This is a genomic window from Amycolatopsis ultiminotia (assembly GCF_039536925.1).
Lineage (GTDB): Bacteria > Actinomycetota > Actinomycetes > Mycobacteriales > Pseudonocardiaceae > Amycolatopsis > Amycolatopsis ultiminotia.
This window is the reverse complement of sequence record NZ_BAAAZN010000031.1, coordinates 1-22,038: the sequence shown is the minus strand read 5'-3', so window position 1 is coordinate 22,038 and position 22,038 is coordinate 1. Positions and strand designations below refer to the sequence as shown.

24 protein-coding genes are annotated in these 22,038 nt (G+C 68.9%); 9 read left to right on the top strand and 15 right to left on the bottom strand.

Annotation, left to right across the window (positions count from 1 at the left end; translation table 11 throughout):
* Positions 1–160: 160 nt before the first annotated feature.
* From ABD793_RS40465 to ABD793_RS40455, 3 genes are all read right to left on the bottom strand, one after another.
* Positions 161–307: a hypothetical protein gene (locus tag ABD793_RS40465; RefSeq protein WP_344868991.1), complete on the bottom strand. Its 147-nt coding sequence runs from the start codon at positions 305–307 to the stop codon at positions 161–163.
* A gap of 101 nt (positions 308–408) precedes the next feature.
* Positions 409–1,158, bottom strand: coding sequence for an SGNH/GDSL hydrolase family protein (locus ABD793_RS40460; protein ID WP_344869079.1), 750 nt, complete (start codon positions 1,156–1,158; stop codon positions 409–411).
* A 2,581-nt stretch (positions 1,159–3,739) separates the two neighbouring features.
* Complete coding sequence (locus ABD793_RS40455) at positions 3,740–4,216, bottom strand: GbsR/MarR family transcriptional regulator (protein ID WP_344868989.1); 477 nt, start codon at positions 4,214–4,216, stop codon at positions 3,740–3,742.
* Between the two features lie 293 nt (positions 4,217–4,509).
* On the opposite strand from ABD793_RS40455, the gene ABD793_RS40450 reads away from it, so the two are divergent.
* Both ABD793_RS40450 and ABD793_RS40445 read left to right on the top strand, forming a co-directional pair.
* Complete coding sequence (locus ABD793_RS40450) at positions 4,510–4,851, top strand: hypothetical protein (RefSeq protein WP_344868988.1); 342 nt, start codon at positions 4,510–4,512, stop codon at positions 4,849–4,851.
* 34 nt (positions 4,852–4,885) lie between these two features.
* Positions 4,886–6,103: an MFS transporter gene (locus tag ABD793_RS40445; RefSeq protein WP_344868985.1), complete on the top strand. Its 1,218-nt coding sequence runs from the start codon at positions 4,886–4,888 to the stop codon at positions 6,101–6,103.
* On the opposite strand, the gene ABD793_RS40440 is transcribed toward ABD793_RS40445, so the two are convergent.
* Positions 6,100–6,645: a TetR/AcrR family transcriptional regulator gene (locus ABD793_RS40440; RefSeq protein ID WP_344868983.1), complete on the bottom strand. Its 546-nt coding sequence runs from the start codon at positions 6,643–6,645 to the stop codon at positions 6,100–6,102. The genes ABD793_RS40445 and ABD793_RS40440 overlap by 4 nt on opposite strands.
* Positions 6,646–6,744: 99 nt before the next feature.
* On the opposite strand from ABD793_RS40440, the gene ABD793_RS40435 reads away from it, so the two are divergent.
* Entirely contained in the window at positions 6,745–7,500 is a 756-nt protein-coding gene (locus ABD793_RS40435; RefSeq protein WP_344868982.1) for a nuclear transport factor 2 family protein, read from the top strand.
* A 9-nt stretch (positions 7,501–7,509) separates the two neighbouring features.
* Here the strand turns inward: ABD793_RS40435 and ABD793_RS40430 are convergent, their stop codons facing one another.
* From ABD793_RS40430 to ABD793_RS40410, 5 genes are all read right to left on the bottom strand, one after another.
* On the bottom strand, positions 7,510–7,929 hold the full coding sequence (locus ABD793_RS40430; RefSeq protein WP_344868981.1) for a cytotoxic translational repressor of toxin-antitoxin stability system: 420 nt from the start codon (positions 7,927–7,929) through the stop codon (positions 7,510–7,512).
* Positions 7,926–8,336, bottom strand: coding sequence for a type II toxin-antitoxin system HicB family antitoxin (locus ABD793_RS40425; RefSeq protein WP_344868979.1), 411 nt, complete (start codon positions 8,334–8,336; stop codon positions 7,926–7,928). The genes ABD793_RS40430 and ABD793_RS40425 overlap by 4 nt, the downstream gene beginning before the upstream one ends.
* 58 nt (positions 8,337–8,394) lie before the next feature.
* Positions 8,395–9,180 (bottom strand): metal-dependent hydrolase, encoded by a 786-nt coding sequence (locus ABD793_RS40420; RefSeq protein ID WP_344869078.1) that lies wholly within the window; start codon positions 9,178–9,180, stop codon positions 8,395–8,397.
* A 60-nt stretch (positions 9,181–9,240) separates the two neighbouring features.
* The gene (locus ABD793_RS40415) at positions 9,241–9,594 is read right to left on the bottom strand and encodes an STAS domain-containing protein (RefSeq protein ID WP_344868977.1); all 354 of its coding nucleotides are present in this window, start codon (positions 9,592–9,594) and stop codon (positions 9,241–9,243) included.
* A gap of 218 nt (positions 9,595–9,812) precedes the next feature.
* Complete coding sequence (locus ABD793_RS40410) at positions 9,813–10,118, bottom strand: WhiB family transcriptional regulator (protein ID WP_344868975.1); 306 nt, start codon at positions 10,116–10,118, stop codon at positions 9,813–9,815.
* A gap of 151 nt (positions 10,119–10,269) precedes the next feature.
* Here ABD793_RS40410 and ABD793_RS40405 point away from each other — a divergent pair, with 151 nt between their 5' ends.
* The 4 genes from ABD793_RS40405 to ABD793_RS40390 all read left to right on the top strand — a co-directional run bounded on the left by ABD793_RS40405 (position 10,270) and on the right by ABD793_RS40390 (position 12,963).
* Positions 10,270–10,686, top strand: coding sequence for an anti-sigma factor (locus tag ABD793_RS40405; RefSeq protein ID WP_344868973.1), 417 nt, complete (start codon positions 10,270–10,272; stop codon positions 10,684–10,686).
* On the top strand, positions 10,683–11,456 hold the full coding sequence (locus tag ABD793_RS40400; RefSeq protein WP_344868971.1) for a SigB/SigF/SigG family RNA polymerase sigma factor: 774 nt from the start codon (positions 10,683–10,685) through the stop codon (positions 11,454–11,456). Before ABD793_RS40405 ends, ABD793_RS40400 begins: the two co-directional genes overlap by 4 nt.
* A gap of 143 nt (positions 11,457–11,599) precedes the next feature.
* Positions 11,600–11,938 carry an ATP-binding protein gene (locus ABD793_RS40395; RefSeq protein WP_344868969.1) on the top strand — a complete coding sequence of 113 codons (339 nt, stop codon included), beginning with the start codon at positions 11,600–11,602 and terminating at the stop codon, positions 11,936–11,938.
* 44 nt (positions 11,939–11,982) lie between these two features.
* The gene (locus ABD793_RS40390; protein ID WP_344868968.1) at positions 11,983–12,963 is read left to right on the top strand and encodes an aldo/keto reductase; all 981 of its coding nucleotides are present in this window, start codon (positions 11,983–11,985) and stop codon (positions 12,961–12,963) included.
* Between the two features lie 3 nt (positions 12,964–12,966).
* Here ABD793_RS40390 and ABD793_RS40385 read toward each other — a convergent pair whose 3' ends face one another.
* Both ABD793_RS40385 and ABD793_RS40380 read right to left on the bottom strand, forming a co-directional pair.
* Positions 12,967–13,605 (bottom strand): alpha/beta fold hydrolase, encoded by a 639-nt coding sequence (locus tag ABD793_RS40385; protein WP_344868966.1) that lies wholly within the window; start codon positions 13,603–13,605, stop codon positions 12,967–12,969.
* Between the two features lie 10 nt (positions 13,606–13,615).
* The gene (locus tag ABD793_RS40380; RefSeq protein ID WP_344868964.1) at positions 13,616–14,263 is read right to left on the bottom strand and encodes an HNH endonuclease family protein; all 648 of its coding nucleotides are present in this window, start codon (positions 14,261–14,263) and stop codon (positions 13,616–13,618) included.
* Positions 14,264–14,448: 185 nt separating this feature from the next.
* Here ABD793_RS40380 and ABD793_RS40375 point away from each other — a divergent pair, with 185 nt between their 5' ends.
* Both ABD793_RS40375 and ABD793_RS40370 read left to right on the top strand, forming a co-directional pair.
* Positions 14,449–15,492, top strand: coding sequence for an SEL1-like repeat protein (locus ABD793_RS40375; protein WP_344868962.1), 1,044 nt, complete (start codon positions 14,449–14,451; stop codon positions 15,490–15,492).
* A 110-nt stretch (positions 15,493–15,602) separates the two neighbouring features.
* Positions 15,603–15,968, top strand: coding sequence for a VOC family protein (locus tag ABD793_RS40370; protein ID WP_344868961.1), 366 nt, complete (start codon positions 15,603–15,605; stop codon positions 15,966–15,968).
* 282 nt (positions 15,969–16,250) lie between these two features.
* On the opposite strand, the gene ABD793_RS40365 is transcribed toward ABD793_RS40370, so the two are convergent.
* From ABD793_RS40365 to tkt, 4 genes are all read right to left on the bottom strand, one after another.
* Positions 16,251–17,636 (bottom strand): ATP-dependent 6-phosphofructokinase, encoded by a 1,386-nt coding sequence (locus ABD793_RS40365; protein WP_344868959.1) that lies wholly within the window; start codon positions 17,634–17,636, stop codon positions 16,251–16,253.
* A gap of 87 nt (positions 17,637–17,723) precedes the next feature.
* Positions 17,724–18,692, bottom strand: a complete 969-nt coding sequence (gene glpX / locus ABD793_RS40360; protein ID WP_344868958.1) for a class II fructose-bisphosphatase — start codon at positions 18,690–18,692, stop codon at positions 17,724–17,726.
* Positions 18,693–18,766: 74 nt separating this feature from the next.
* Positions 18,767–19,294, bottom strand: coding sequence for a 6-phospho-3-hexuloisomerase (gene hxlB, locus ABD793_RS40355; RefSeq protein ID WP_344868957.1), 528 nt, complete (start codon positions 19,292–19,294; stop codon positions 18,767–18,769).
* Between the two features lie 448 nt (positions 19,295–19,742).
* Positions 19,743–21,848: a transketolase gene (tkt, locus tag ABD793_RS40350; RefSeq protein WP_344868956.1), complete on the bottom strand. Its 2,106-nt coding sequence runs from the start codon at positions 21,846–21,848 to the stop codon at positions 19,743–19,745.
* Positions 21,849–22,038 lie beyond the last annotated feature (190 nt).

Here is a 22,038-nt window from a genome sequence, read left to right as displayed (position 1 = left end):
GTACGCATCGGTCGGCACGAGCTTGCGCCCGCGCCGACCGATGCTCCCCTCCCCCACGTGGGCCTGCTCCCCTTCAGGCCCGCCGGACGGCTTCCTCCCCGAACCCGCCCGGCCGACGGTGCCCGGCAACCCCCTCGGCTACCGGGCATCGCCCGTCTGGCTATTTGGCGGCAGCGGGCTCGTCGAACGGCTCGTAGTTGCCATTCGGGTGCACACCTTCACTCCGCGGGCGCGGCGACTCAGGCTTGTCGGGAGCGCTGACCGGCGCCGTCTTGACCGACTCGGTCTCTTCCTGCTCGATCGGCATCTGGACCTCCTTGATCCCTCGGTTCGCCCTATATGACGCAACCAGAGTGCACCCAGATACACGGAGCGCAGAACTTTTCCGGGAATTTTCGAACGCACTGGTCAGATAGGTGGCGGCGGCTCCCCCGGATGCCGACTGACCGTGACGGCAGGTAAACCCTCCGCAAGCGCCGCAGCCCAGGTGCGATACCCGGCCGGGCCCGGGTGGAAGCGGTCCTCGGCGAACAGACCGTCGTGCAGCAACCCGGGAGCGAACGGGACGTACGAGACTCCAGACAGCCACGTGAGTTCACGTGCCGCCTGGTCGAGCGCGGCTGCCCGAGCACCCAGTACGTCCCGTAACGGTCTTGGCAGCGCTGGGAAACTCCCCAACGGCGGCACCCCCGCCAGTACCACCGGAACGTCCCCGAGCCGCCGCCGAACACCGACGACGATCGCGAGCAGGTCCCGCCGGAAGCGTGCGGCCGAATGCAACTCCATCGCGTCATTGACACCAAGAGCGACGACCAGCACGTCGGCCGCCTGCAATCGCGGAACGAGCTCGCGCAACACATCCTGCGCCGACGCGCCCGTGCGGCCGACCGCCTGCCAGCGCACTTCCCTGCCCGGCACGGCCTTCGCCAACGCCGCCGCGAGCCGCCCGGTGAGCGCCTCGGTATGCGTCGGCGCGCCGACGCCGTCGACGGTCGACTCACCGAGGACGGCAACGCGCATCGGAACACCCGCGCCGATGGTGCCCTCGGTGGGCCCCGCAGCGCCGGGCAACCGCGGAGTCGCCCGACGCACCCGAACCGCCTGCACGGCGAGCACCGGCGCCAGCAGAAGGAAGACGAACAGCCGGAGAAATGCCATGCGTCCGACATTAGCGACGGGCACCGACAAGATCGGCTGGCCGAGGAAGTTACCCACCGGCGTTGCCACTTGTGGACAAACGGACGGCAGCCGCGGGACGCGGATGGAACCGAATCGGTAGCAGGAACGAGCTGCCGAACGGCGGTGCGGACAGGGCTGCCCGGGACGGGAAAAGGGATCGGCCGGGCTGGGCGGCCGCCCGGAGACCGGAACAGGACGAGGCTCTTGTACGCGGAGCGCGCGGTCGATCCAGGACAGCCCAACGGAGCCGGAGGTCGAAAGGGGCCAAGAGGGAGAAGAACAGCTGATCCGGGGTCGGACCGAGGCAGGACAGCTGATTCGGGAGTCAGACCGAAGAAGAACAACCGATCCGGGACCGAAGAGGAGCAGCAGGCGGGAGATCGGAACGAGGCGGCGGCCGATCCGGGCCGGGCACCAAAGGAGCGGTGGGCAGGGCCTTGCCGGCCAGGACTGGGCCGGGACCAAGGGCCGCGAGCCGGAACCGGGCCAGGAACAGGGCGGCCTGGGCTGGGCCAGTTCTGGGTCGGGTCGGGCCTGAGGCTGGGCCGGTTCTGGGTCAGGGCCGGGGCTGAGGCCGGGCCGGGGCTGAGGCCGGGCCGGGGCTGAGGCCGGGCCGGGGCTGAGGCCGGGCCGGGGCTGAGGCCGGGCTGGGGCTGAGGCCGGGCTGGGGCTGGGGCCTGGGGCCCGAGGCTGGGCTGGGCTGGGCTGGGCTGGGCTGGGCTGGGCTGGGCTGGGCTGGGCTGGGCTGGGAGGAGCGGATATCCGGCGAAGGAATGGCGAATGACGGGCCCAGGATGGGGCGAAGTGGAGGCGAGATACGACTCGGGAGAAGCCACGGGAGACGGAGAATGTGGGTTCGGAAGAACCGGCGGTGGCGAACGAACCGGGGAGAGTACGACGTTCCTGTCTGCAGTTGCAGACAGGAACGCTGGCAGCAGGCAAGTGGAACAAGGGAAAGCGGCTACGGACATCTGGTGGCTGCAGACAGGAAACCCGCACGGGCAGGCGGAGGCGGCGAGAGGAGGTGGCAAGCAACCAAGCAGCGCCCTTTCAAACAGCAGAAACCAAGCTGCGCCGGGCAAGCAAACAGAACTGGCCAGCCAAGCAGGCCAAGCAGGCCAGGCCGGGCCAGGCCAGGCCAGGCCGGGCGAGCCAGGCCAAGCCGGGTCGGGCGGGCCAGGCCAAGCAGGCCAGGCCAGGCAGGCCGAGCCAGGCCGGGCGGGCCAGGACAAGCAGGCCGAGCCGGGTCGGGCGGGCCGGGCTGTGCGGGGACCAGGCCCCACGTCAGCGGACTAGCTACAAAGCAAAGGAATGCAGTCAGAAGGCGGGGACCGGTGAACCGGCTACCAGGCACCGCGCACCGGCTACCGGGCACGAGGCACGAGGCACGAGGCACGAGGCACGAGGCACGAGGCACGAGGCACGAGGCACGAGGCACGGATACCGGCAGCGACAGCGACAGCGGAAGCGGCAGGCAAGCCGTGCATCGTGCGGGCAGGAGAATGCGTTGGGAGGCAGGCGATGGCCGGTTCCGGCGGGGCGTGTGTCGGCGCTCGCAGGCACACGATCACAGGTGGCGCTGTCAATGTTCCAAGTTGCCCGTCCTTACCCACCGGGCCGTTCTTGGCCGCAGGACCACCCACGCCCATGGGCGTGGTGTCAGCATTTGCAGACACTGCGCACGGTCAGAGCGCCGCCGGCGCTCGCGGTATCCAGGGCCACACCCGCAAAATCCAGACTCGCCCACCGGAACCGTGTCCGCACTCGCTGACACCATGCCCAGAAGCCGGGCCGACGCTCGCAGGCAACCAATCACCCACCGGTCCATCACCCACGCACCCAGGGGGCCGCTCGCACCTATTGGCAGCGTGTCCGCACTTGCCGACGTCCTGCCTGCTCGCACAAGCTCCGCGAGCACTCAGCGACGCCCGCCTGGGCCGCAAGATCAGCCGCGTCCACAGGGACCGGGGCAGGATTCGGGAACACGGCGTTCACGCTCACGAGCCCCAGCGCTCACGGAGGCCGGACCTCACCCGCAAGAAACCCGTCCACCGCCACTGTGTTCACGCTGCAGACACTGCATCGGCTTCGTCTCTGGTGGCCGGGTGTATCTGCGGCCGGGGATCGGGGCTAAGCGAGGCCGGTGTCAACAGCCGTAAACACAAGTCGTCCTCGGCGGTGGTGCTGGCCTTGGGCTCCGAGGTCGGGGGCGGCCGGAGGTGTCACCAACCGCAGACACTGGCGCGGGGTGGCGGCCGGTCCTCGGTGGACGCGGGGACGCAGAAGTTGCTGCGGCGGCGAAGGTGGGCCAGCCTCGGCGCAACCATGGGCTCGTCGCCGCGGCCCGAACGGTGTACAGCCTGGGACGCCGGAACGGCACGACACCGCGGCACGGCCATGCCCGCCACGACACCACGGCCAGCCACGTGACCCGCACGGCACGACACCACGGCATGCTCCGCGTACAAACAAGAAGCCCGCCACGTGCCCGGCCCGGCCACCCCCGCCACGTGCCCGGCCACGGCACAGCCTGGGACGGCACGGCCAAACTGGAGCCTCGCTAGGACTGCTTCTCCCGATATTCGTGCCACCGGGCGAAGAGTTCGTTGACTTCCTTGAGCATGAACGCGAGGAAGTCCCGCATGTCGGTGAGGCGTTTGCCGGCCGGTGAATCGGGGCCCAGCGCGTCGATGCCCTCCTCGGTCGCGTCGTGCCACACGGTCAGCAAGCGGTCGCGTTTGAGGAAGGTCGCGAACCAGAGGTCGTCGTAGAGCCGATAGTGGTCCCTGCGCTCGCCGGGCTCGCGGATCTTCGTCACCATGCCGACCTGCTCCAGGTACCGCACGGCACCGGAGATCGCCGCGGGACTCACGGACAGCTGCGTCGCCAGCTCACCTGCGGTCAGCTGGCCTTCGTCGGTGGTCATCAGCGCCGCGAACACCCGCGCGGCCATCCGTTGCATGCCGATCTGGGCCAGCACCAGTGCCAGGCTCTCGACATAGCGGCGGACGGTCTCCTCGTCGCGTTCGCTCGTCATCGATCCATCCTCCCGCAACCCCCGATTGAAGATCACTCCATCCAGACATTTTCATACTTTCACAACTTCGTGAAACAAAGGGTAGCTTCCCGGCCACCGGGAACGCCAGCACGAGCACCGAACGGCGCCGGGCAGTCCGCCGCACGACCGGCCACTGTGGACCGATTACTGTCCACAGTGGCCGATCAGCAAGCACTACCGGACACACCGAGTGCGTACGCCGGGCAGGTCAGCGCTCGTCTTGCCGGAAGCTCGGGCTCAACGACGTCGGCGCACCCGCGGACGAGGTCGGCGTGACCGACACCGTCGACGTGGTCGTCCGGTGTTCGGTCGGAGGCCGGCTGGTGACGGTGGTCGGCGGCGGAGCAGCATCGGTCACGGTGACCGTGGCCGGCTGCGCGGGCGGCGACGTACTGGTCGGCGGCGTCGAAACCGGGGCGGACCGCGGCCCGTTGCCCGCTACGAGGAGTGCCGCGACGAGCAGGCCGCCGGCAAACCCGGCGAGTCCGGTCACAACGACATATCCCCAGGTGGGAGCCGTGTTCGACATCCGGCACCTCCTCGCTGTGCCGCCCGCGGGCTACGAGGATCACTTCGTGTTGATCATAAGCTTCGTTACGGACAGTGCAAGTTGAGTAATACAGACTCAACTTATGTCATAGTGCTCGCATGAAGGGGCTGCTCCGGACACCGGACTTCCGCCGGCTCTGGCTCGCCGACGCGCTGAGTCAGGTCGGCGACCGCGTCGACTTCCTCGCCATCCCGCTGCTCGCGACCACCACACTCGCCGCGTCCGTGGTGCAGGTTTCGTTGCTGCGGACGCTCAGTACGCTGCCGTATCTGCTGCTCGGACTGCAGGCGGGCGCATGGTGCGACCGGATGCGGCACCGGCCGGTGCTGATCACCGCCGATCTGGGACGGGCACTGCTGATCGGCTCGATTCCGGTGGCCGCACTGTTCGGCGTGCTCACGCTCGGCCAGCTGTTCACCGTGGTGCTGATCACCGGCACGCTCACCGTGTTCTTCAACGTCGCGCACCAGACGTACCTGCCACACCTCGTCGACCGGGCCACGCTCCCCGAAGCCAACGCACGCCTGCAGACGAACATGTCGGTCGCCGCCGTCGCGGGACCGGGCGCGGGCGGACTGCTGGTGCAGTTCGCCGGCAACGCGGGTGCGATGGCCGTGGACGCACTGACCTACCTCTGGTCGGCGCTGTGGCTTCGCCGCATCCGCATACCGGACGCCGTGCCCGAACCGACCGATCCGAACCTGCGCCGGGAGATCACCGAAGGACTGCGAACCGTGCTGCGCCAACCGATCCTGCGTGCGATCACTCTGCACGGGGCGGTGTCCAGCCTGTTCCAGTCGATGTACATGGCGGTTTCGGTGGTGTTCCTCAGCCGCGACCTGCATCTCCCGCCGTCCGTGATCGGCCTGCTCAGCACCGTTTCACTAGTCGGCGCGCTGGTCGCGGGCGCGGTAGCCCGCCGGATCGGAGCACGGTTCGGTGCGGCTCGCGCACTCTGCCTCGCCGCCGGAATGTACGGCGGATCGTTCCTGCTCTGCGCCTTCACCACCGCCGGATGGGGGCTGATCTGGTTCGTGGCCTGCGGAATCGGGTCGAGCTTCGGGATCATCCTGCTCAACGTGTACACGGTGAGCTTCCGCCAAGCCGTCACGCCGCAGCCACTGCTCGGCCGCGTCACCTCCGTCGCGCAGACCGCGCTCTTCGGCGCCGCCCCGCTCGGCAGCCTCCTCGGCGGCGTGATCGCCGAAGTCACGAACACCCGGATGACGCTCTACGTCTGCGGTTTCGGCATCCTCGCGTCGTCGGCAATCCTGTTTGCCTCACCACTGCGCAGGATGCGTGACCTCCCGGGCTAGCCGACCCGCAAACCGTCCAGCAGCACCTGCACCACGCGCTGGTTGCCGGGTGCGTACCGCTCGACCGCCAACGCGCCGACGATGAGCGCACGCAGGTCGTCGGTGTCGATGTCGCTGCGCACGATGCCGGCGGACTGCGCACGCTCCAGCAAGGCGCCGAGGTTCACCCGGAACCGTTCGCCGGTTTCCGCCTTGTACGTGGAGCCGCCTGCCGCACCCAGCGCTTCGCACATCGCCCGGTTGCGGGCGGCCTGCTCGATCACCCGGGGCAAGTAGTCGTAGAAGGCCGACGCCGGCGCCGCGGAGTCGATCAGCTCCTGCGCCTCGTCCGCGTACTGCTCCAGCCGCTCCACGACGACCGCCTGGAACAGCGCTTCCTTGCTGGGGAAATGCCGGTAGACGGTGCCCGCGCCGACGCCGGCGAGCCGCGCGATGTCGTCGAGTGGCACGGCAAGACCGTCGGCCGCGAACGCCTCCTCGGCGGCCGCGAGCACCCGAGCCCGGTTGCGGCGGGCGTCCGCACGCAGCACTGGCTTGCTCACCGGCGTCCTCCTCGTTGACAAGCGGAACGCGCGTTCCGTATGGTCGGAAACGGGTGCACCGTTCCGATTCGCTCCCATTCTCACCCGGAGAGGCTTCCCATGCCGCGTACCGTGTCCGAAATCTCGAAGGTCGTCGCCGATGCGATGCGAAACCTCGACGCGACACCGATGTCCGACGTGCTCGCCGCCGACGCCGTCTACGAACTGCCGTTCGCCGGTCAGCGAGTGGAGGGGCGCGGCGAGATCCTGGCGGCGCTGGCCGGCGGCGGCGAACGTGCCCGCGCGCTCGGGGTGGAGAACGTGCAGGTCAGCACCCAGGAAACGGCCGACGGGTTCGCTGTCGAGCTCGTCGTGGAAGGACGCAGTCCACACACCGGTGACCAGTACCGTTTCCCGTCGTCAGTCGGTCTGCTGAGCGTGCGCGACGGCGAGATCACGGCCTACCGCGACTACCCCAACACCGCCGCCGTGCACACGATGGTGGGCGCGAAGACGGTGTTCCAGCGGTTTCTCGACGCCTCCGTCGCGAACCGCTGGGACGACCTCGCCGATCTGTACGCCGAGGACGCGGTGGTGGAACTGCCGTTCGCCCCGGACGGCATCCCGGCGGTGACTCAGGGGCGGGAGGTGCTGCGGAAACGCTTCCACTCGGTTGCCGGACGGCGCCGCATCACCAAAGCCGACCACGTCCTGGTGCGCGAGACGAGCGACCCCGAGGTGCTGGTGACCGAGTTCGAACTGCACGGCGAGATCGGCGGCGAGCCGTCCGTGTCGACGTACACGCTGGTGATGACCATCCGCGACGGCCGGATCGTGCACTCCCGCGACTACTCCGCGCCCGGCCCGCGGCGCTGACCACCACAGTCAGCCGGACCAGATCCGGGTCATCCGCTCGATGGCGGCGGCTTTGGACATACCGCGGATCTCGGCTTCGTCGACACCGTTCGCCAGCAGCTGGCTGACGATGGCGACGGGTATCGCGTCCTCGTTCTCCACTGTCACGCCCCGAGCGGGCCGGGTCCGGTCGCGCACGCAGGCCCAGAACTCGTCTTCGGTCACGTCGAGCTGGTCGCGCAGCACGTGCGCCCACAGGTTCTTGCCGTAGACCTGGCGATTCGGCGGATGCGAGATCCGCGTGCGCAGGATCCACCCGTCCGGCAGCGTCAGCTCGTAGGTGGCGTGATGACCGGTTTTGCCGCGCGCGTTGCGGACCTCGACCCACTCCTCGGTCCGGCAGAACGCCTGGTGGTCCTTGCGCGTCGGCTCCGGAAACCGCCCGCTCACCCGCGCAGCCACTCCTTCAGCTGCGGGTCGGTGGACAGGTCGATGATCTGCACCAGACCCCAGTTGTCCCGGTGGTTGGGTGCGTGCCGGAGATGGTCGACCCAGTCCGCGGCGTACTCCCGCAGCGCCGGCACCATCTCGTCCAGTGCTTCGTCGAAGGTCTCGCCGTCGGCCGCGATGGGCAGGCCGGGCAACAGAACACTCCACCCGTCGGCCTCCGCGACCACCTGTGCCCTCGCCGGCCGCATCGCGGCCAGGAAGTAACGCAGCCGCTCGGCATCGACCACGACAGCGCGCAGATGGTCCCGCCGCACCGTGTTCGGGATGCCGGCTTCGGCGGCGTCCAGCAGCTCCTTGAAGTGCTGCCGCCCCTCAGTCACCGTCTCGTAGTGCGTGTCGACCGACATGGCCCTCCTTCCCGCCTGTACTCAATGTACACCAGGTACAGGCGACTCGCCTGTCCCGTCACGGGGTCGCGGTCTGCGCGGCCGGCGGGGTGAACAGGTGCTCGACGGTGGTGACCGCCCAGCCCCACACCCCCGGCACCAGCAGCACTCCCACGAGCACGAACACCGGGAAGACCAGCCGCGTCTCCACCTTCTTTCCGGTACGCAGGCGCAGTGGCTTCGGCGGGCGGATCTCGTACCAGGTCTCCCCTGCGATGGGCAGCGGGAACAGGAACGGGCAGCCCGACTCGGTCAGTGCATCGCCGAGGCAGTGCACGAAGCAGCCTGCCGCCACGGCCACGCCCAGCCAGCCGGAGATCTCCGCCAGCTGGGCTGCGCTGTCCGGCGGTGCGGTGAAGTACCACCAGGCCACCGCGCCGCCGTAGACCGGCAGCAGCCAGTCACCCAGTGCGGCCTCGGCCAGCAGCAGACCGAGGATCAGCACGCCGAGCACCACCCACGGCCCGCCCGCGGAGCAGGCTGCGGTCGTCGCCGCACCGAGTCCGGCGGCGAACAGCACGGTGTGCGACAGATGCCGGTGCGTACCGGTCACCTTCTCGTCGCGGGGACCCTTCGTCAGCGCGTAGACCGCGGACGAGACCCGGCGCAGCAGCCAGGACAGCGCCCCGGTCAACCAGCCGAACAGCCGGGACGCGCTGGCGCCGGGGTGGTCGAGGTCGGGCAACAGTGCGAAGCCTGCCGTGGTGGCCGCGAAAACCACCGCCTGGTGCACCGTGGTGACACCGACCGCGGGCGCGAGCGCGAGGCCCGCGCACCAGCCGGTCAGGGCGTGCGTGCGCCCCATCATCGTGGTCGTCCCCCAGGTCGAGAGCGGATTTCAGGTCCGCGAGACCGTATCGGGGGATCAGTGGCCGGGGTCCTCCGACACGCTCAGGTGCTCGGCGACGCCGGTGAGCTCGATCACCCGGCTGACCGCCGGGCTCGGCACGACCGCGAGTTCGACGTCCTGCTCCCCGGCTTGGCGCTGGGCGTGCAGTACGACGTTCAGCGCCGAGGAGTCGAAGAAGGTCACGCCGGTGAGGTCGGCAACCACGCGACGGGAGCTCTTGCCCGTGATCAACCCGCCGAGGGCTTCCTGCAGCTGCGGGCTGGTGAGCAGGTCGAGCTCACCGGTGACCACCACCCTCGACTCGGCGGCCGCGGTGTCCAGCCTGATGCCGAATCCGGGCGGGGTGGCGTTCTGGTCGGCTGCGGGCATGCAGTTTCTCCTCGTCAGGCGCTGCTCCTGCGCCGGTACGCGCCTGTAGTCAAGCGGCAACCGTGTCACGGTCCAAAGGCATCTGGAAACCCAACCCTAACCCAGTGGGTGACCGCCGCCCGCGACGGCACGGTATCCCGTTCGACGACGGATCAGAACGGTACACACACGTCGAACCCCGCGTGCCGTACCGCACGCGGGGGAGGACAGCGGGGTGCTCAGGCCGACAGCGGCTTGCGCTTGGCCCGTCGTTCCCGGAGGAAGAGCTCGCGCCGCTCGATCTCGCCGAGACCACCCCAGATCCCGTACGGCTCTTGTACCGTCATCGCGTGCTTACGGCACTGCGCCAGCACCGGGCAGGTCTGGCAGATCGCCTTCGCCCGCGATTCACGGCGCTCCCGCGCCGAACCCCGCTCGTTGTCGGTGTGGAAGAAGAGGCTGCTGTCGGCGCCTCGGCAGGATCCCTGAAGCTGCCACTCCCACTCCTCGGCGACCACGTTGGGCAGCCGGCTCACGTCAGCCATCTCGTCCCCACTTTCCCCGGGATCGGCACTCCGACGGCTACATGCCCGCCGGTCGCACGGGTCAAACGCGGGTTTGGTTTGCTCACACCCCGGGCATGTGCAGACCGGGCAGCACAGGACACGGCGTAGCCCGCCGGAGAGAGGACAGCACGTGGAGGAGAACGCCCCGCTCGAGCGCGAGGACGCCCAGCTCATCGAGGTGCGGACGGCCGCCATCCCACACGTGGTCCCCACCCTGCGCACGATCGTGGCCGACATCGCGATGCGGCAGGATTTCGACCTCGACGCGGTCGAGGATCTGCGGATGGCGGTGGACGAGGCCTGCTCGATGCTGCTGCCCGCCGCCGCGGACGGCAAGCTGACCTGTGTCTTCTCCTGGATCGACGGCCGCGTCGAGGTCACTGTGTCGGTGCTGTCGGACGAGGCCGACCACGGCGACGACACCGGGCTGTCCTGGCAGCTGCTGACCGCACTGGCCACCTCGGCCCGGCGCACCGTGACCCCGGCCGATGGCCGGTATCTCTCACGCGTGCAGCTGGTCCGGGAGAGCGAGGCGGCCCGCTCGTGACCGATCCCGCCGGCGGCGAACCCACCGACGTGGCGGCGCTCTTCCACGAGCTGAGCACGCTGCCTGCCGCCGCGCCGCGCCGCGAAGAGATCCGGGACCAGCTGGTGCGTGAGCACCTCGAACTCGCCCGCAACCTCGCCCGCAAGTTCCGCAACCGGGACGAAGCGATGGACGACCTGGTACAGATCGCCACCGTCGGCCTGATCCACGCCGTGGACCGCTACGACCCCACGCAGGGCACCGACTTCCTCGCCTTCGCGGTGCCGACGATCTCGGGCGAGCTGCGCCACCACTTCCGGGACAACAGCTGGTCGGTCCGGGTGCCGAGGCGGCTCAAGGAGCTGAACGCGTCGATCTCGGCCACCCGCGAAGAGCTCACTGTGCGGCTTTCGCGCGCGCCACGGCCGAGCGAGATCGCACAGCACCTCAACGTGCCGATCGAAGACGTGTACGAGGGTCTGCGGGCCGGACAGGGCCGCTACGGCGCCTCGTTGGACAACCTGCTGGAGAACTCCGCGCACACCCGCTTCGGCGCACCCGACGCGAACCTCGGGCAGGCGGAACTGCGCGAAGCACTGCGGCCGATGCTGGAAGGCCTGCCGGAGCGCGAGCGGAAGATCGTGGCGCTGCGTTTCGGGTCCGGGATGAGCCAATCGGACATCGCGCGCCGCGTCGGTGTTTCGCAGATGCAGGTGTCCCGGCTACTGGCCGCGACCTTGGCGAAGCTGCGTACCGGACTGTCCGAGACAGACATCACCGAGGGGACCTGATTCGGCTTCGGCCCGGTTGGGTAAACAGCAGATGCGAGACACGGAAAGGCAGGGAGGTGTGGAGGGCCATGACGACGTCGTCGAGGATGCCGGCAACAGGCACCACGGCACCTGCCACGGTATGCCTGAGCCTCCCTGATGATGTGACCGCACCGGCGGTCGCGCGCCACCAGGTCCGGACCGCGCTGGCCGCACTCGAGCTCGACGAGCGGCTGCGCGACGACGTGCTGCTGGCGACTTCCGAACTGGTGACCAACGCGGTCGAGCACGGCGAACGGCCGGACCGGCTGGAGCTGCGGCTGACCACCGAAGAGCTGGTGGTGTCGGTGTTCGACACCGGATCGAAGATCCCTCGGCTGCGGGAACCGCTGCCTGCCGCGGCACGCAGCCGTGGACTCCAGCTGGTGCGCGCGCTGTCCTTGCGTTGGGGCTACGACCCTGCGGACGGCGGCAAGTGCGTCTGGGCCGCGTTCGCCCTCTGAAGTGCTCCGGGCCGGCTGCTGTCGCCGGTTCTAGGATCTGTGCCATGGAGAAACGGGAGATCACCCGGCTGGGTCGCGCAGTGTCCGCCGTCGGGCTCGGCTGCTGGCAGCTCGGAGCCGACTGGGGCTCGGTGGACGAAGCCGACGCGATGGACGTGCTGCACACGGCAGCCGACGAGGGCGTCACGTTCTTCGACACTGCCGACGTCTACGGCGACGGGCGCAGCGAAACGCTGGTCGGCCGTTTCCGCAAGGAGCGCGGTGACGACGTCCTCGTCGCCACCAAGATGGGCCGCCGGGCCGAGCAGGTGCCGGAGAACTACGTGGCGGCGAACTTCGCCGAGTGGAACGACCGTTCCCGGCGCAACCTCGGCATGGACACCCTGGACCTGGTCCAGCTGCACTGTCCGCCGACGCCGGTGTACGCATCCGACGCCGTGTACGACGCACTGGACGACCTCGTCGACAAAGGCCGGATCAAGGCGTACGGCGTGAGCGTAGAGACCTGCGAAGAAGCCCTCACCGCACTTCGCAGGCCGAACATCGCTTCGGTGCAGATCATCCTCAACTGCCTGCGGCTCAAGCCGCTCGAGCAGGTGCTGCCGACCGCGGCCGAGGTCGGCGCCGGGATCATCGTGCGCGTCCCGCTCGCGTCGGGGCTGCTGTCCGGACGGTACACAAAGGACACCACCTTCAGCAGCGACGACCATCGCAGCTTCAACCGCCACGGCGAAGCTTTCGACGTCGGCGAGACGTTCGCCGGTGTACCGTTCGAGGCCGGGCTGGAAGCGGTGGAACGGTTGCGCGGCCTCGTCCCCGAGGGCCAGACGCTCGCACAGTTCGCGCTTCGCTGGATTCTCGACCAGTCCGGCGTCAGCGTCGTGATCCCTGGCGCGCGCAACACTGACCAGGCGCGCGCGAACACCGTCGCCGGTGGGTTGCCTTCGCTGTCAGACGAGGCTCTCGCCGGCGTACGCGCCACGTACGACGAGCTGATCCGGCCGCTCGTGCACGACAAGTGGTGAGCCTCAGAGGTAACTGACCAGCCGCTCCGCGAGTTCGTCCGGACGGCTCAGCAGAGCGAGGTGCGAACCGTCGAGTTCGTCGGCCGTGCTGCCGAGCCGTTCCCGGGCGACGCGGCGTTGCAGGTCGGCTGGGAAGAACCGGTCGTCTCGGAAGAGCAGGACGCGGGTGGGCAGGTCCGGCAGCGCGTCGGCAGGCCACGGCTGGTCGTACTCGGCACTCACCTGGTCCCGGCCGCGGCGGACGTTCTCCTTGACCAGCTCGGGCGGGACGTCGTGCAGGAATTGCTCGACCGTGGAAAGCCCGTCCGGCGAAGAGAAGCCGACGTGGTCCCACCACTCGCGCGGCCGCTCCCCCGGCGCGGGCACCATGCCCGCCGCGAAGACCAGCAGCCGGGCCTTCACCCGTGCGGCGACCAGTGGCGCGGTGAACCCGCCGTAGGAATGTCCGACGACCACGACGTCCCGCGCGGGCCCGATCGCGGAGACGACGGTGTCCGCGAAGTCGGGCAAGGTCGCTTTCGGGTTCTCGATGGGCAGATCGGGCGCCACCGCCTCGTGCCCGAGCTGCCGGAGCCGGCCGGCGACCAGATGCCAGTCCCACCCACTGCCGCCACCACCGTGGATCAGCGCGAACGTCGCCATGCGGCCGAGCCTAGCCGGGGCACCGCCGCAACATGTCCGCCAAAGCGGACTTCTCCCCGGTGGTGATGGTCAGCCCGTAGTAGTGCTTCACGGTGATCCAGTCGGTTGCGTAGGTGCACCAGAACGAAACCAGCGGCGGCTTCCACTCGTCCGGTGCCTTGTCGCTCTTCTGCTGGTTCAGGTTGTCGGTCACCGCGAACAGCTGCGGACGGGTCAGGTCGTTGGCGAACTGCTCGCGCTTGTCCTGCGGCCAGTCCCGCGCGCCGCTCGTCCACGCCTGGCCGAGCGGGACCATATGGTCGATGTCCACGTCACCCGGCTTGGTCCAGGTCTCCGCGTCGTAGACGCTGAACCAGGTGCCCGACTTGGGGTTACAGTCGTTGCCCGCCTTGACGTCCTTGCCGTCGCGCTTGAGCACCAGTTCACGCGTGTTGCAGTTGTGCCCCTGGCTGACCCAGTGCGGGAACTTCGTGCGCGAGTAGCCGGTCATCGACGTGCGCGGGGCGATCTTCAGCTCCGCCAGCTGATTCCCGGCGTCCCCGGCCGGCCCCGGTTCGGCGTCCACCGTGCGCTCGGCGTACCACCAGATTCCGGCCACGACAACGATGAGCACCACCACGAGCGGCGCGAGCCGCTGGGTGCGGAAGGTCCGAGCCACAAGACGGCAGTATGCCCGTCCGCCCCGGCGCCGCCGCGCCGACACTCGGCACGTCCGAGTGGTCTCGGCCACTCATGTTGCCCGGCAACGAAAAGCCGTGACAGGAAGGGGTTCGGTAACAGCTGTCACGTCCGCACGGCCGCGAACGATTACGCGAGGGAACCGGGCCGAAGGGAGTATGTCCGATGTCCGGGCAGCTGCGGAAGTGGAACGCACGCGTCGACGACTACCTCCGGCGTAAGGCGGCCGACGGCGGCAACGTCGTGGCCATGACGAGGGTCGCCGCGGCATTGCGGGAGCGTGGCGAGGTCGCCGAAGCCGAGTCCTGGTACCGGCGAGCGGCCGCGGGCGGCGACCGGGCAGCGATGACCGCGCTGGCCAGGCTGCTGGCCGAACGCGGCGACAACGACGAAGCCGAACGCTGGTACCACGAGTCGGCGCTCTCCGGCGATCCGTCCGCGATGCTGGGGCTGGCCCGGACCTGCGAACGACAGGGGCGGACCACCGAAGCCGAACGCTGGTTCCGCGAAGCCGTCGAGGGTGGCGTCCGGGAGGCAGCCGGCCCGCTCGGCCACCTGCTTGTCGAAACCGGCCGCTACGCCGAAGCCGAGGACTGGTGCCGTCGCGGCGCACACACCGGTGACCCGACCGCGATGCTCGACCTCGGCGTGCTGCTGGCCGAACGCGGTGAACACGCTGAGGCGGTCCGGTGCTGGCACGACGCACTGGCCGCAGGCGAGCCGTCCGCGGCCTGTCTGCTCGGCCGACAGGCCGAACGCGCCGGCCGGATCCGCGAAGCTGAATCGTGGTACCAGCGAGGTGCGACCGCCGGTCACCTCGAGGCGAAGGTCCGGCTCGGGCTCCTGCTGCACCGCCGTGGCCAGCTCGACACGGCGGAGACCTGGTACCTCAAAGCCGCCGAGGCCGGCGACCCGACGGCGATGACCAACCTCGGCGTACTGGCCCGTGGCCGACACGACGACGGCGAGGCCGCGGCGTGGTACCGCAAGGCAGCCGAACACGGCAGCGTGCCCGCGCTGACGAACCTCGGCCACCTTGCCGAAACCCGCGACGACCTCGCCCGAGCCGAACGCTACTTCCGGATCGCCGCGGAATCCGGTGATGTACCAGGAATGCTGAGTCTGGCCCGGATGCTGCGCGCCCGCGGGGCAGCCGCCGAAGCACAAACCTGGCAAGCACGCGCGGAGAACTCCGCCGACCGCGCTTGACTGTCCATAACGGACACTCGGGTCGCACTGAGGCTCGGTGGAATCGCCGTGCTCGGCTACCCTGGATGCGGTCAGCACCTCGCGGACCTCGCAACACCCGGGAGCCCGAAGTGATCCACCACGTGCAAGTCGCCTGTCCGGCAGGTGCGGAGGACGCACAACGCGCCTTCTACACGGGCGTGCTCGGCTGGCCGGAGCTACCCAAGCCGCCGCTGCTGGCCGCGCGCGGTGGCTGCTGGTTCAAGGTTCCCGGCAACGGCGGCCCGGATGGCGAACTGCATGTCGGCATCGAAGCGGACTTCCGCCCGGCGGCAAAGGCGCATCCGGCGTTCGTGGTCGACGTGGACGCCACCGCGGCCGCGGTCGCCGCCGCCGGTCAGCCCGTGGTCTGGGCGGATCCGGCCGAAATCCCCGGCCGTCGCCGATTCCACACCTTCGACCCGGTGGGCAACCGGCTGGAATTCCTCGCGGCCTGACGCCGCCGGCGGACGCCCGGCCCTACCGTCTCGGATCGGAGGGAAATCAGGGCTACCAGGAACGCCGGATCGCGCTCATCGCCAAGCGGGGCGCTACTTCCGGAGCCCGGCGAGCAGATCCAGACCGGATTCATCGCACAGACCGGCCGACCACTGTTCACCGCACGCGTGTGGACGTTCGTGGTCATCGGCCGCCATCCGGGAAACACTGAACGCCCTGCCCTCCGATCGGAGGACAGGGCGTTCAGCACCGGGCCGGCACCCGTGGCCCTCCCCGATGGGTCAGCAGAATCCTGAGCGGACCCGTACCCGGTCGGGGGCGGACGGGCCGAATTCTGCTGGTTGGCAGGTGGTTTCCAGTACCGACATCCACAGGTCGCCGTCTGGGTCGACCTGGTTGCGGCGGCTGGTCATCAGGGGTAGCGGGACGTGCACGAAGCGTCGGCGCCAGCGGGCGACGGCGGCTTCCGTGCAGCCTGCCATGGCGGCGTGCACCGCCGCGTGCGCCAGGCGCAGGCAGTAGACGCTGTCGTAAGCGTTGGCGGCGATGCTGCGGACCGCGTAACTCGGGTCGATGTAGCGCATCGTGGGGGCCAGTCCGACCGCACTCAGGTGAGCTGCGATGCGCTCTTTGAGCAGTTCACCGATGTTGCCGAGTTTGACGTTGCCGGACGCGTCGGTACCGCGGCCGTTCTGCTGGGGCAGGCCGCTTTCTTCGAGGAGATCCTGGCCCGCACCCTCGGCGAGGACGATGACCACGAAGCCTTTGGCCCGCACCCGCTGCTCGACGTGGGCCAGCAGGCCGTCGGCTCCGCCGAGCTTGAAGGGGACCTCGGGGATCAAGACGATGTCCGAGGAATTGGCCGCCAATGCCGCGTAGGCGGCGATGAACCCGGAATGCCGGCCCATCAGCTTCACGATGCCGACGCCGTTCGGGCTGGCCGCGGCCTCGACCGAGACCGCGGAGATGAAGTCGGTGGCCCGCGCGAACGCGCTCTGGAACCCGAACGACTGATCGGTGAAGGGCAGGTCGTTGTCGATCGTCTTCGGCACCCCGATGACGGCGATGTCGAGACCGCGTGCCCGGATCGCCTCGCTGAGGAACGTCGCGGCGCGCATCCCTCCGTCGCCGCCGATCACGAACATGACGTTGATGCCCCGCAAAACGAGGCTGTCGACCATTTCGTCGGCGTCCTGGCCGCCGCGTGAGCTGCCCAGTATCGTGCCGCCGGCGTTGTGGATGTCCCGGACGCGTTCCGGCGTCAGTTCGATGGTGTCATTGCGGTGTTCGGCGGTAAGGCCCTGCAGGCCGTTCCGGAAGCCCAGTATCCCCTTGACCTTGTAATGCACCGCGAGCTCCTGGACGAGACCGCGGATGACATTGTTGAGACCAGGGCACAATCCACCGCAGGTGACGATACCGGCGGTCACGTTCGCCGGGTCGAAATAGATCCTGCGCCGGGGTCCGGCGGCCTCGAAGCTCGGAACCTGACCGGACGGGAGACCGTGCCCGGCAAGCATCGAAACGGTGTCCTCGAGCAGGACGCGGTCGCCCTCCGCAACGTAGTGCGGAGAGGTCTGCTTGGTGGAGAGCACTTCGGAGAACGGCGAATCGTAACGGCACGCGCCGAGGCGACGAGTGCGGAGGTCGTCCAGATGCAACGTCACCGAAACTCCTTGATCGCAATGGTCATCTTGTGCCTGCTCGAGGATGCGTACCGGGAAAAATGTCGCAGGCGCACACTATCCGGGAACTTACTCGAAAGTGGTGCGGGTGATGTGGCGAACCTGACCACTGGAAATCACGAGCGATTCGGTGATCGTAGTTCCCTCGGATTTTCGTGGCCGGCCGAGCAGCGAACCGCCGCTGACCCCGGTGGCCACGAAGAAGGCATCGCCGGTCACGAGTTCGGCACAATTGTAAATGCGGTCCAGCGACATGCCCGCGGCACGGATGGCGTCCGCCTCCTCGGCACGTTGCGGTGCCAGGCGGCCCAGCATCCCGCCGCCGAGGGCACCGACCGCCGCGGCGGTCATGACCCCCTCGGGCGTGCCACCGACGCCGAGCAACAGGTCGATATCCTGCGTGGGCAACAGCACCGCCAGACTCCCCCCGACATCGCCGCCTGCCGGGGTCTGCACCGCCGCGCCCGCCCGCAGCACCCGGGCGATCAGATCCTTGTGCCGCGGTTTGTCCATGATGACCACGCGGAGTTCGCTGACCTGCTTGCCGAGAGCCTTGGCGACCTTGGCCAAGGTCTCCTCCGGCGGATCGTCGAGATCGATGACGTCCTTCGCCTGCGGTGGCACCACGATCTTGTCCATGTAGAACCCGGGTCCGGGCGACCACAGGGTTCCCGATTCGCCGAATGCGATCGTCGCCAGCGCACCGGGAAGATCCTTGGCACAGAACGAGGTACCCTCCAGCGGATCGACGGCGATGTCGAAGTCGGGACCGTGCCCGTTGCCCACGATTTCACCGTTGAACAGCATCGGGGCGTCGTCCTTTTCGCCCTCCCCGATGACCACGGAGCCATGCCCCGGCGCGTTGGCCAATGCCTCGCGCATGGCCGTGGTCGCTGCCGCATCGGCGGCTTTCTGGTCGTACCTGCCGACCCATGCGTAGCTGGCCACCGCAGCACTGGCGGTGGCGGCGAGCGCAATCGGCTCCAAAGTGTGGATGTCGACGAAAGCTCGCTGCGCGACCTCACTCTGATACTGCATTTCGGACTCCTGTTCTCGGCTTTAGCATCAGGGGAGGAGATCGCGGTCAGCAGACCTCGGAAAGGGCACAGCGGTCACTCGAGATTGGCGTGCAGCCGCCACAGTTCGGTGGCCTGCGTCCCGCTGGTCTTCCACAGCGCGTGGAACAGCGCATCGGTGATCAACAGCACGGACTGCTCGAACAGGCTGCCCGCGTACTGCACCGAGGCGGTCCCGTCGAAGTCCTGCTTGTCCGCGGCAGGGATCACGAGCACTTCGGTTGCGGTCTTGGCCAGTGCCGAGTCCGGCGCCGTGGTCAGCGCGATCACGTCCGCACCCTGCTTGCGAGCGGTCTCCGCGGCCCGCACCACCCGGGCCGTCGAACCCGAGCCCGACGCCGCCACCAGCACGTCCCGCTCGCCGATCGCCGGAGCGGTCACCTCGCCGACCACGTGCGTGGGGAGCCCGAGGTGCATGAACCGCATCGCGGCCATCTGCAGGGCGAGCCCGCTCCGCCCGGTGCCGATGGTGAACACCGTCGGCGCCTTGAGCAACAGAGCGCCTGCCCGGGTCCAGGCTGGAGATTGCACCCCCGCGCGCACCCGGTCCACTTCTCCGACCACCGCGCGCGTGGCATCCGAGAAAATGCTGGCGTCAAGATTCTTTACAGTCGACTGCGTCAACGAGATCTTCCTCCAATTGCGGAGCGGATGACTTTTGCCGGTCACCGGCACTGCCACGAAGCCGGCTCCTCGGAGGAGGAACCTTTGCCCGTTGTGGTCACGACAGCCATCGCGCGGCTCAGTGCGCCGATACGCTACTTAGCACAATATGATTGTCCATCCGCGTGGCGAACAGCAAGGTTTACGACATTGGGAAACATTATCCCGTACTAGAAATAACGAATACTGGTCTCGAGCAGAGGGCGCGCCCCGGTCTTGCCACGACCACGGCGCCGGGAAAGCCGCGAAGAGCGGCGGCCCCGGCTGCTCACCGGGGCCGCCTGCCCGAACGGCCGTTCAGCGGGTTCCGCTCAGTCCTCGTCGGCGGGGACGAGGACCCGGGTCGGCATCAACTCGGCCGCGCGTTGCCCACGCTCCGTCGGGCCGCTTCCACCACTGCCTCGGTGGTGATGCCGAACTGCTGGTACAGCGTCTTGAAATCGGCCGAAGCACCGAACCGCTCCAGCGAAACGATCTCGCCCGCGTCGCCGGCGAACCGGTGCCACGACTGCGCGACACCCGCTTCGACGAACACCCGGGCGCGCACCGATGGGGGCAGCACCTGCTCCCGATAGGACCGATCCTGCCGGTCGAACCACTCCACGCACGGAATCGACACCACCCGGGTGGCAACCCCGTCGGACTCGAGGATCTCCTTGGCCGCCACGGCCAGCTGGACCTCGGAACCGGTGCCGACCAGCAGCACCTCGGGACTGCCGGAGGACGCCTCGGCGAGTACGTAACCGCCGCGGGCCACCCCCTCGGCGGAGGTGCCCCCCAGGATCGGCAGATCCTGGCGGCTGAGCGCCAGCCCGGCCGGGCCGTTGGTGTCCTCCAGTACCGCCTTCCACGCATGCGCGGTCTCGTTCGCGTCGGCAGGACGTACCACCGACATGCCGGGGATGGCCCGCAGCGAGGCCAGCTGCTCGACCGGCTGGTGGGTCGGGCCGTCCTCGCCGAGACCGATCGAATCGTGTGTCCACACGTAGACGGTCGGCAGCTGCATCAGCGCGGCCAGGCGCACCGCCGGGCGCATGTAGTCGCTGAAGATGAGGAAAGTGCCGCCGTACGGGCGGGTTCCGCCGTGCAGTGCGATGCCGTTGAGGATCGAGCCCATCGCGTGCTCGCGGATCCCGAAGTGCAGCGTGCGCCCGTAGGGATTGGCGCTCCAGGCGTCGGTGGAGATCTCCACCGGGCCGAAGGAGTCCGCACCCTTGATCGTGGTGTTGTTGCTCTCGGCCAGGTCGGCCGATCCGCCCCAGAGCTCGGGCAGCACCTCACCGAGCTTGGCCAGCACCGCGGCCGAGGCCTTGCGGGTTGCCACTGCCTTGCCGCCCGTCTCCCAGGTCGGCAGATCGTCCGCCCAGCCGGCAGGCAGCTCGCGGGCGCTGATGCGCTCCAGCAGCGCCTTGCGCTCCGGATTGCTCTTCGCCCACGCATCGAACTCGAGCTGCCACTTCTCGTGGTCGGCCCGCCCGCGCACGGCCACCTCGCGAGTATGACGCAGGACCTCGTCCTCGACCTGGAAGCTCTGCTCCGGGTCGAAGCCGACGGCACGCTTGACCCCGGCGAGTTCTTCGGCGCCCAGCGCGGCACCGTGCGCCTTGCCGGTGTTCATCTTGGTCGGTGCCGGGTAACCGATCACGGTGCGCAGCACGATCAGGGTCGGCCGGCCGGTCTCCGCCTTGGCCTGCTCGATCGCGTCGAGGAACGAGGCCACGTCCTCGCCGCCGTTGACCGTGAGGACGTGCCAGCCGTAGGACTCGTAGCGCTTGGCGGTGTCCTCGGACAATGCGATCCGGGTGTCGTCCTCGATGGAGATCTCGTTGCTGTCGTAGATCACCGTGAGGTTGCCGAGCTGCTGGGTTCCGGCCAGCGAAGAAGCCTCGGAGGTGACGCCCTCCTCGATGTCGCCGTCCGAGGCGATCACATAGACCTGGTGGTCGAACACGCTGCGGCCCGGCTCGGCGTCCGGGTCGAACAGGCCACGCTCACGGCGGGCGGCCATGGCCATCCCGACCGCGTTGGCCAGGCCCTGGCCCAGCGGGCCGGTGGTGGTCTCGACGCCCTTGGTGTGCCCGTACTCGGGGTGACCGGGGGTCAGCGAACCCGGCCGGCGCAAGGCCTTCAGGTCGTCGAGCTCGAGGCCGTAGCCGGAGAGGAACAGCTGGATGTAGAGGGTCAGGCTCGAATGTCCTGCCGAGAGCACGAACCGGTCGCGGCCGATCCACTGCGCGTCGTCCGGGTCATGCCGCATGACCCGCTGGAACAGCGCGTAGGCGACGGGCGCGAGACTCATGGCCGTGCCGGGGTGTCCGCTCCCGCAGTGCTCGACCGCGTCCGCGGCCAGTACGCGGGCGGTGTCCACCGCGCGCTGGTCCAGCTCGGTCCAGTCCTGCGGGAGTCGCTTGGTGGTCAAGCGAACAACCTCGCCAGTTGATTCGTTTGCTGCCATGGTCGCGCACTCCTGGTAAGTTTCGTTTTTCCGCGAATTCCGGCTGAGAATGGTTTTTCAGGCGGCGCGCTTTTTGAGTTCTTTGGCTGCGGCGGCGGGGTCGGTGGCGTTGTAGATGGCGCCGCCGGCGACGGCGACGGTCGCGCCGGCCTCACGCACCGAGCCGATGGTGTCGATCTTCACGCCACCG

Bases quoted from the DNA above. Each gene is read 5' to 3' on its own strand.
- ABD793_RS40465 (WP_344868991.1), bottom strand. From the start codon at position 307: ATGCCGATCGAGCAGGAAGAGACCGAGTCGGTCAAGACGGCGCCGGTC.
- ABD793_RS40460 (WP_344869079.1), bottom strand. From the start codon at position 1,158: ATGGCATTTCTCCGGCTGTTCGTCTTCCTTCTGCTGGCGCCGGTGCTC.
- ABD793_RS40455 (WP_344868989.1), bottom strand. From the start codon at position 4,216: ATGACGAGCGAACGCGACGAGGAGACCGTCCGCCGCTATGTCGAGAGC.
- ABD793_RS40445 (WP_344868985.1), top strand. From the start codon at position 4,886: ATGAAGGGGCTGCTCCGGACACCGGACTTCCGCCGGCTCTGGCTCGCC.
- ABD793_RS40435 (WP_344868982.1), top strand. From the start codon at position 6,745: ATGCCGCGTACCGTGTCCGAAATCTCGAAGGTCGTCGCCGATGCGATG.
- ABD793_RS40425 (WP_344868979.1), bottom strand. From the start codon at position 8,336: ATGTCGGTCGACACGCACTACGAGACGGTGACTGAGGGGCGGCAGCAC.
- ABD793_RS40420 (WP_344869078.1), bottom strand. From the start codon at position 9,180: ATGGGGCGCACGCACGCCCTGACCGGCTGGTGCGCGGGCCTCGCGCTC.
- ABD793_RS40415 (WP_344868977.1), bottom strand. From the start codon at position 9,594: ATGCCCGCAGCCGACCAGAACGCCACCCCGCCCGGATTCGGCATCAGG.
- ABD793_RS40410 (WP_344868975.1), bottom strand. From the start codon at position 10,118: ATGGCTGACGTGAGCCGGCTGCCCAACGTGGTCGCCGAGGAGTGGGAG.
- ABD793_RS40390 (WP_344868968.1), top strand. From the start codon at position 11,983: ATGGAGAAACGGGAGATCACCCGGCTGGGTCGCGCAGTGTCCGCCGTC.
- ABD793_RS40385 (WP_344868966.1), bottom strand. From the start codon at position 13,605: ATGGCGACGTTCGCGCTGATCCACGGTGGTGGCGGCAGTGGGTGGGAC.
- ABD793_RS40375 (WP_344868962.1), top strand. From the start codon at position 14,449: ATGTCCGGGCAGCTGCGGAAGTGGAACGCACGCGTCGACGACTACCTC.
- glpX (WP_344868958.1), bottom strand. From the start codon at position 18,692: ATGCAGTATCAGAGTGAGGTCGCGCAGCGAGCTTTCGTCGACATCCAC.
- tkt (WP_344868956.1), bottom strand. From the start codon at position 21,848: ATGGCAGCAAACGAATCAACTGGCGAGGTTGTTCGCTTGACCACCAAG.